Genomic DNA, 6713 nt, shown 5'->3' on the forward strand with positions numbered 1-6713 from the left:
GCGCGACCCACCAGAGCCGGCTCGCGAGCGGAAATCATGCGGTTTCCGTCGCCGATGCCGCAACCTTCTTCCAGTCTCCGGTCGTGTTCCACCAGCGATTCGGATTGGCGCGGTCGTCCAGCCCCTTGGAACGGCTGGCGAGAATCGGCTGAATGCGGATCACCGGTTCCTGGTAGGAGTGCGCCTGGAAAATCGCCTCGACGACGCGGGCGGCCAGCGCCTGGTCGTCCGGCAGTTCGAAGGAAACCTCGACCGTGCCGGGGCGCCGCCGCAATTCGGTTTCGGCGCCGGCGGCCGCACCGTCAAGCGGCCTGTAGCGTTCGATGCCGTGCGCCGACTGATAGGCATTGCGGTCATATTTGCCCATGGCCAGCGGCGCGATCGCCACCACCGCATCCATGATGCGGTCGACGTCGGTGGCCGGAGCCTGGAAGGTCACGAGCAGAAGCAGTGTCATTCGTAGCGATGTGGTTTCAAAGCCGCTGTCGATCATGGAAGTGTCCTCAAGTGTTTTGGGACACCTTTTTAGCCCTGTGCTCCTGACACGGTTCTGTCAGCAGCCTGTCACCGTGCCGTGCCAAATGCATGGCTGGCCGCAGTCGCGCTACAGCAGGATCTTGCGAACCAACCTGACGGCGACCAAAGCGATATAGGCGGCGAAGAACAGGCCGAGCGACCAGCCGAAGCCGGACGGGCCGAACGCATCCATGCCGATGCCGATCGCCTGCGGGCCGAGCACCATGCCGACGCCGTAGCACAGCACGAAGGCGGCATTGGCCGACGCCAGTTCATGGCCGGAAAGCTGCGAGCCGAGATGGGCAAGGCCGATCGTGTACATGGCGGCGACGACGCCGCCCCAGACGAACAGAAGCGCGGCCATCAAATGCCAATTCTGGGCGAAGAAGGGCATGAACACGGTGCCGATAAGACCGACCGTCGCGCAGGCAATCAGCAGGTAGCGGCGATCGCTGACGCGGTCGCTGATCATGCCGATCGGGATCTGCAACAACACATTGCCGAGGCCGATCATGGTCAGCAGAAGGGCCGCATCGGCCTCGGAATAGCCGATTCGGCTGCCGTAGATCGGGAACAGCGCAAAGCCGCCGGTTTCCACCGCGCCGAACACCAGCACGGCAGCGGTCGCCGACGGCACCAGCCAGATGTAGCGCAGGAAATTGCTGGTTTCGCCATCCGAGGCGATCGACGGGCTCTCGTTGCGTGCTGCCAGCACGGGTATGGCCGCCAGCGTCACCAACGCGATGATGACGCCGAACGGCCTGAAGCCGGAACTGCCGAGATGAGCGAACAGCCACGGTCCGGCGGCAAAGCCGAGCGACAGGACAGTGGCGTAGATGCCAAGGACAAGGCCGCGCCGGTGCGGCGGCGCCGAGGTGCTGATCCAGAATTCAGACAGGATGAACAGCACCGTCAGCGCAATGTGCAGCACGATGCGCAGTGGAAACCACATCCAGAAATCGGGTGCGAAATGGAAGCCGACAAAGGCCAGCGCGCCGGCGGCGATCATGGCGATCATGGTCCAGGCAACGCCGAAGCGCATGGCGAGCGGGGTCGCCAGCGGCGCACCGGCGATCGAGGCGAGGCCGGCGACGGCGGTGTTGAGGCCGATCATCGAAGCCGAGTGGCCGCGTGTTTCAAGGATGACGCTGAGCAGCGGCATGCCGAGGCCGATGGCGATGCCGACGACGCTGATCGACGAGATCGCCGCCACCATCGGCAGCCAGTGTACGCGCTCGTCGCCCTTTGGTTGGGTATCGACCGTCATGGATGCTGAATACTCTGTCTGTTTGATCTTACGCAATTCGGACGGAAAACCGCGTCACACTTTCCTGGAATTGCTCTAGAGAAGTTCGCGGATGAAGCGGCTGCGGACAAGCCGGTAGAAGGGCACGGGACCGCCTGGACGCAACAGTGGATCATGGGCGAGGCGCTTTTCCAACTCGTCCAGGATCATTCGGGTGATGTCGGGTATGTCGGCTTCCCTGGCCTTGGCAAGCGGCAGCCAGACCAGCTCTTCCAGTTCGTTGGTCGGACCGCCACCGGGCAGTTCGACCGCGACGTCGTCACGCCACGCGCTGAAGAAGCGGGTGTCGAAGCGGCGCACCCGGTTGGGCGGCGTGATGGCGCGCGCGACGAAGCGCAGCATGTCGAGAGAGGGTTGCACGCCGTGTTCGGCAAAGCCTTGCCAGTCGGATCTGGGAGTTGCGAAAGCACCCTTGCGGCCGATCAGCAGCCCGGCTTCCTCATAGGTCTCTCGGATGGCCGACAGGGCGATGGCGCGGGCTCGTGCGGCGCTTGTGCGCCCCGGCCCGGCGATCAGCTTGGCTTCCTGCTCCGGGTGCAGGGCGGCGACGACCGGTATGCGGCTATCGGCCGGATCGGTGCGGCCGCCGGGAAAGACGAACTTGCCCGGCATGAAGGCGTGGCCGGCATGGCGGCGACCCATCAGAACCAGTACGTCGTCGTCCTTGCGGTCGAGCAGGATGAGGGTTGCCGCGTCGCGCGGGCGAATTGGCCGGTCGCTATGAGCGATCATGCTCCGCTCGATCCTGTCGACTTCCGCCTTGGTCATACCGTCCATGCGCAGGACCTAGCGGAAACTTCTGGCAAGCGAAAGTGGCCTTTCACGGTCGGTATGTTGCGCCAGGCAGCGTTCTTGGCTGCGGCCTAGGCTCCGGGATGCGGCTCGATCACGTCGTGCTCGCCGCCGAAGCCGTGCATATAGAAGGCCCATTGCAGCCCGATGACGGCACCCTTGACCGGCTGCAGCAGCGCAACCGACAAAAGGATGGTCAGCGGCACCCAGATGGCGATGTGCTGCCATATGGACAAAGTCGACGTCGCCTCAACGCCCATGAAGGCGCCCAGCACGATGTGGCCGACAATGACGATGACGAGGTAGGCCGGCAGGTCGTCGGCCCGGTGGTGATGCAATTCCTCGCCGCAGACGCCGCATGTGTCGACGGTCTTGGTAAAAGCGCGAAACAGCTTGCCTTCGCCGCAATGCGGGCAGCGGCCGAGCAGGCCGCGCTTCATCGCCGTCCACAGCGGGCGTGCGGCCCGGCCCGAGTGATGTTCTCCGCCGAAAACCTGTTCTTCCATGGCTGTTGTCATCATCGTCTCCTGCCGCGCGAACCCGGTCGCGATTGCGACGCGCGGGCGCGGCCCTTGGCCTTGTGAAACGACCGCTTGGAGCCCGGCAGAGGCTTTGGGTCGGTCAACATCTCGAAGCGCATTGCGCCGGCCATCGGCGCCACCTCGATAAGCCGGACCTCGACGCGGTCCGCGAGTTGGTAGCCTTTGTCAGAGCGTTCTCCGAACAGGGAGCGAGCCGTTTCATCGTATATATAGTAATCGCCGCCCAGAGTTGACACCGGGATGAAACCATCCGCGCCATACTGCGGCAATTGGACAAATAGTCCTGATTTGGTGACGCCGGAGATGCGGGCATCGAAGCGGTCATCGACGCGTTCGGCGAGATAGGCGGCGATCAGACGGTCGACCGTGTCCCGCTCGGCCGCCATTGCGCGGCGTTCCGTGCCGGAGATCAGCACCGCGACATCTTCGAGCCGTGCCGCTTCGTCCTGCGTCAGCCCACCCGGACCCAGTCCGAGTGCGGCAATAAGTCCGCGATGCACGATCAAATCGGCATAGCGGCGGATCGGCGAGGTGAAATGGGCGTAGCGGCGGAGGTTGAGACCGAAATGGCCGATGTTTTTTGGCGAGTATTCGGCCTGGCTCTGCGAGCGCAGCACCACTTCGTTGACAAGGCCTTCATTGTCGGCGCCGCGCACGCGCTCCAAAATGCCGTTGAACTGGCTTGGCTGCATCTGCGCGCCGCGCGCCAGTGACAGGCCCAATGTCTGCAGGAACTCGCGCAGCGATTCCTGCTTGGCGAGCGACGGCGCGTCGTGGACGCGATAGACCAGCTCCTGCTTCTTCGCCTCCAGCGTCTCGGCCGCGGCGACATTGGCCTGGATCATGAATTCTTCGATGAGCTTGTGGGCATCGAGCCGCTCCGGCACGATGACGCGGTCGACGGTGCCGTCCGGCTTGAGTACGATCTTGCGCTCCGGCAGATCGAGTTCGAGCGGCTGGCGGCCATCGCGGCCGCGCTTCAGGATCGCATAGGCGTCCCACAGTGGCTTCAGCACGGTTTCGAGGATCGGGCCTGTCTTGTCGTCCGGCGCGCCGTCGATCGCCGCCTGAGCCTGTTGGTAGGCGAGCTTTGCCGCCGACTTCATCATGACGCGATGGAAGGTGTGCCTGAGCTTGCGGCCCTCGGCCGAAAAGATCATGCGCACCGCCAATGCCGGCCGGTCCTGGCCCTCGCGCAGCGAGCAGAGATCGTTGGAGATGCGCTCGGGCAGCATCGGCACGACACGATCCGGGAAATAGACCGAGTTGCCGCGCTTCAGCGCTTCGCGGTCGAGTGCAGTGCCATAGCGCACATAGGCGGCGACGTCGGCGATCGCCACGGTGGCAACCACGCCGCCGGGGTTCTTCTCGTCGAGATCCGGCGTGGCGAAGACGGCGTCGTCATGGTCCTTGGCGTCGGCCGGATCGATGGTGACCAGCGGCAGGTCGCGCCAATCCTCGCGATGGTCAAGCGTCGCCGGTTTGACGGCTTCGGATTCTGCGATGACGTCGGCCGGGAAGATATGCGGAATGTCGTGCGCATGGATGGCGATCATAGAGACCGCCTTTTCGCTGGTTAGAGAGCCCAGCACGTTGAGCACCTTGGCTCTCGGCAAGCCGAAACGGGAGGCTCGCGCCGGCTCGACCTCGACCAGGTCGCCATTCTTGGCGCCGTTCTGGAATTCCTTGTCGACGATCAGTTCGGGCTGGCGCCGTTCCACCGGTTCGATGCGGAAGGTGCCGTCCTGCAGGATGCGAAAGATACCGAGCACGGCATCGGTACGTTTTTCGAAAATCTTCACCACCCGCCCGGTGTAGGCGGGGCCGCCCAGGGCGACGTTCGTGTCGTCGGCCGGAAAGGTCTTGGCCAGCACGCGGTCGCCAATGCCGGGCGCCGGTCCACTGCCACTGCGCGACAGGCGGATGGAAACGATCGGCGGCGGCCCATTGGCTGTGTGTTCGGTTGGGCGCGCCAAGAGCACGCCATCGGCATCGCGGTCGAAAATATCGAGGACCGTGACATGGGGCAGGGCACCGACGCGGGCCAGCCCCTTGCGCTCCTTGGTGAGGACGCCTTCGTCCTGCAGGTCGCGCAAAATATCCTTCAGCCAGATGCGGTCGTCGCCGCGCAGCGCGAACGCCTTGGCGATGTCGCGCTTGCCGGCGCGATCAGGATTTTCGGCAATGTAGCGCAGGATTTCGTCACGCGACGGCCGATAGTCGTCCTTGACCTTGGCCCTGGTGTCGGCGGTGCGCGGATCGCCGTGGGTTCTGCCGGTGATCTTGCGCGCCACGCTGTCCTACCCTTTTTTCTTCGCGGCCGGCTTCTTCGCAGCCGGCTTCTTGGCGGCTACTTTCTTGGTTGCCGGAGCTTTGGCCGCGGCCGCCTTGCGGAACGGCTTTTTGCCGCCGCCGCCCTTGGCTTCCTTCTCGGCAATCAGCGCCAGCGCATCCTCCATCGTCACCGACTGGGGATCCTTGCCCTTGGGCAGCGTAGCATTGACCTTGCCGAAATTCACGTAAGGCCCGTATTTGCCGTCGCGCACGACGATCTTGCCGCCGCCATCGGGGTGGTCGCCGAGCTCCTTGAGCGCAGCGGCCGTGCCGCCATTGCGGCCACCCTTGCCCTTCAGCTGCTTCTCGGCGATCACCGACACGGCGCGGTTGAGGCCGATCGAGAACACGTCCTCGATGCTTTCGAGATTGGCATAGGTGCCGTCATGCAGCACGAACGGACCGTAACGGCCGAGCCCGGCCGAGATCATCTTGGCCGTTTCCGGATGCTGGCCGACATCGCGCGGCAATGACAGCAGCGCCAGCGCCTTTTCGTGGTCGATCGACTCTGCCGTCCAGCCCTTGGGCAGGCTGGAGCGCTTGGCTTCCTTGCCGTCGCCGCGTTGCAGATAGGGGCCGAAGCGGCCGCTGCGCAGCGTGATTTCCTCTGACGTATAGGGATCCTTGCCGATAACCTTGGTGCCGTCTTCGCCGCCGCCATTCTCACCATTGGGGTTGGCGGCATCGCCGAGCTGGCGGGTGAAGGAGCATTCGGGATAGTTGGAGCAGCCGACGAAGGCGCCGAACTTGCCGAGCTTCAGCGACAGATTGCCGGTGCCGCATTTCGGACAGATGCGTGGGTTCGAACCGTCCTCGCGCGCGGGGAACACCAGCGGCGCCAGCTCTTCATTCAGCGCATCCAGCACGTCGGTGACGCGCAGTTCCTTGATGTCGGCGACGGCGCCGGAAAAATCCTTCCAGAAATCGCGCAGCACGTCCTTCCAGGCGAGCTTGCCGTCCGAAATCTCGTCGAGCTTTTCCTCGAGGGACGCGGTGAAGTCGTACTCGACATAGCGCTTGAAGAAGCTTTCGAGGAAAGCCGACAGCAGCCGGCCCTTGGCCTGCGGCACCAGCCGGCGCTTGTCGATGGTGACATAGTCGCGGTCCTCGAGCGTCTTCAGGATCGCCGTATAGGTAGAAGGCCGGCCGATGCCGAGCTCTTCCAGCTTCTTGATCAGCGACGCTTCGGAGTAACGCGGCGGCGGCTCGGTGGTGTGCTGGGT

General features: G+C 64.2%; 6 protein-coding genes. All 6 read right to left on the reverse strand.

The window, feature by feature from the left end:
* Positions 1-34: 34 nt before the first annotated feature.
* Positions 35-493, reverse strand: coding sequence for a hypothetical protein (locus tag EN932_RS25100; protein ID WP_127369723.1), 459 nt, complete (start codon positions 491-493; stop codon positions 35-37).
* Between the two features lie 111 nt (positions 494-604).
* A complete protein-coding gene (locus tag EN932_RS25105; protein ID WP_024503576.1) occupies positions 605-1783 on the reverse strand; it encodes an MFS transporter in 1179 nt (392 codons plus the stop codon).
* Positions 1784-1858: 75 nt separating this feature from the next.
* Positions 1859-2599: an NUDIX domain-containing protein gene (locus tag EN932_RS25110; RefSeq protein WP_027161472.1), complete on the reverse strand. Its 741-nt coding sequence runs from the start codon at positions 2597-2599 to the stop codon at positions 1859-1861.
* Between the two features lie 86 nt (positions 2600-2685).
* Positions 2686-3120: a DUF983 domain-containing protein gene (locus EN932_RS25115; protein ID WP_024503574.1), complete on the reverse strand. Its 435-nt coding sequence runs from the start codon at positions 3118-3120 to the stop codon at positions 2686-2688.
* 11 nt (positions 3121-3131) lie between these two features.
* Entirely contained in the window at positions 3132-5450 is a 2319-nt protein-coding gene (gene rnr, locus EN932_RS25120) for a ribonuclease R (RefSeq protein WP_127385622.1), read from the reverse strand.
* A 6-nt stretch (positions 5451-5456) separates the two neighbouring features.
* On the reverse strand, positions 5457-6713 hold a 1257-nt coding region (locus EN932_RS25125), incomplete at its 5' end, for a topoisomerase C-terminal repeat-containing protein (protein WP_206618958.1).

Origin of the sequence: Mesorhizobium sp. M7A.F.Ca.US.002.01.1.1, assembly GCF_004022955.1 — a bacterium.
GTDB classification, from domain to species: Bacteria; Pseudomonadota; Alphaproteobacteria; order Rhizobiales; family Rhizobiaceae; genus Mesorhizobium; species Mesorhizobium ciceri.

Coding starts and splice junctions, on each gene's coding strand:
- EN932_RS25100 (WP_127369723.1), bottom strand. CDS start 493: ATGATCGACAGCGGCTTTGAAACCACATCGCTACGAATGACACTGCTT.
- EN932_RS25105 (WP_024503576.1), bottom strand. CDS start 1,783: ATGACGGTCGATACCCAACCAAAGGGCGACGAGCGCGTACACTGGCTG.
- EN932_RS25110 (WP_027161472.1), bottom strand. CDS start 2,599: ATGGACGGTATGACCAAGGCGGAAGTCGACAGGATCGAGCGGAGCATG.
- EN932_RS25115 (WP_024503574.1), bottom strand. CDS start 3,120: ATGGAAGAACAGGTTTTCGGCGGAGAACATCACTCGGGCCGGGCCGCA.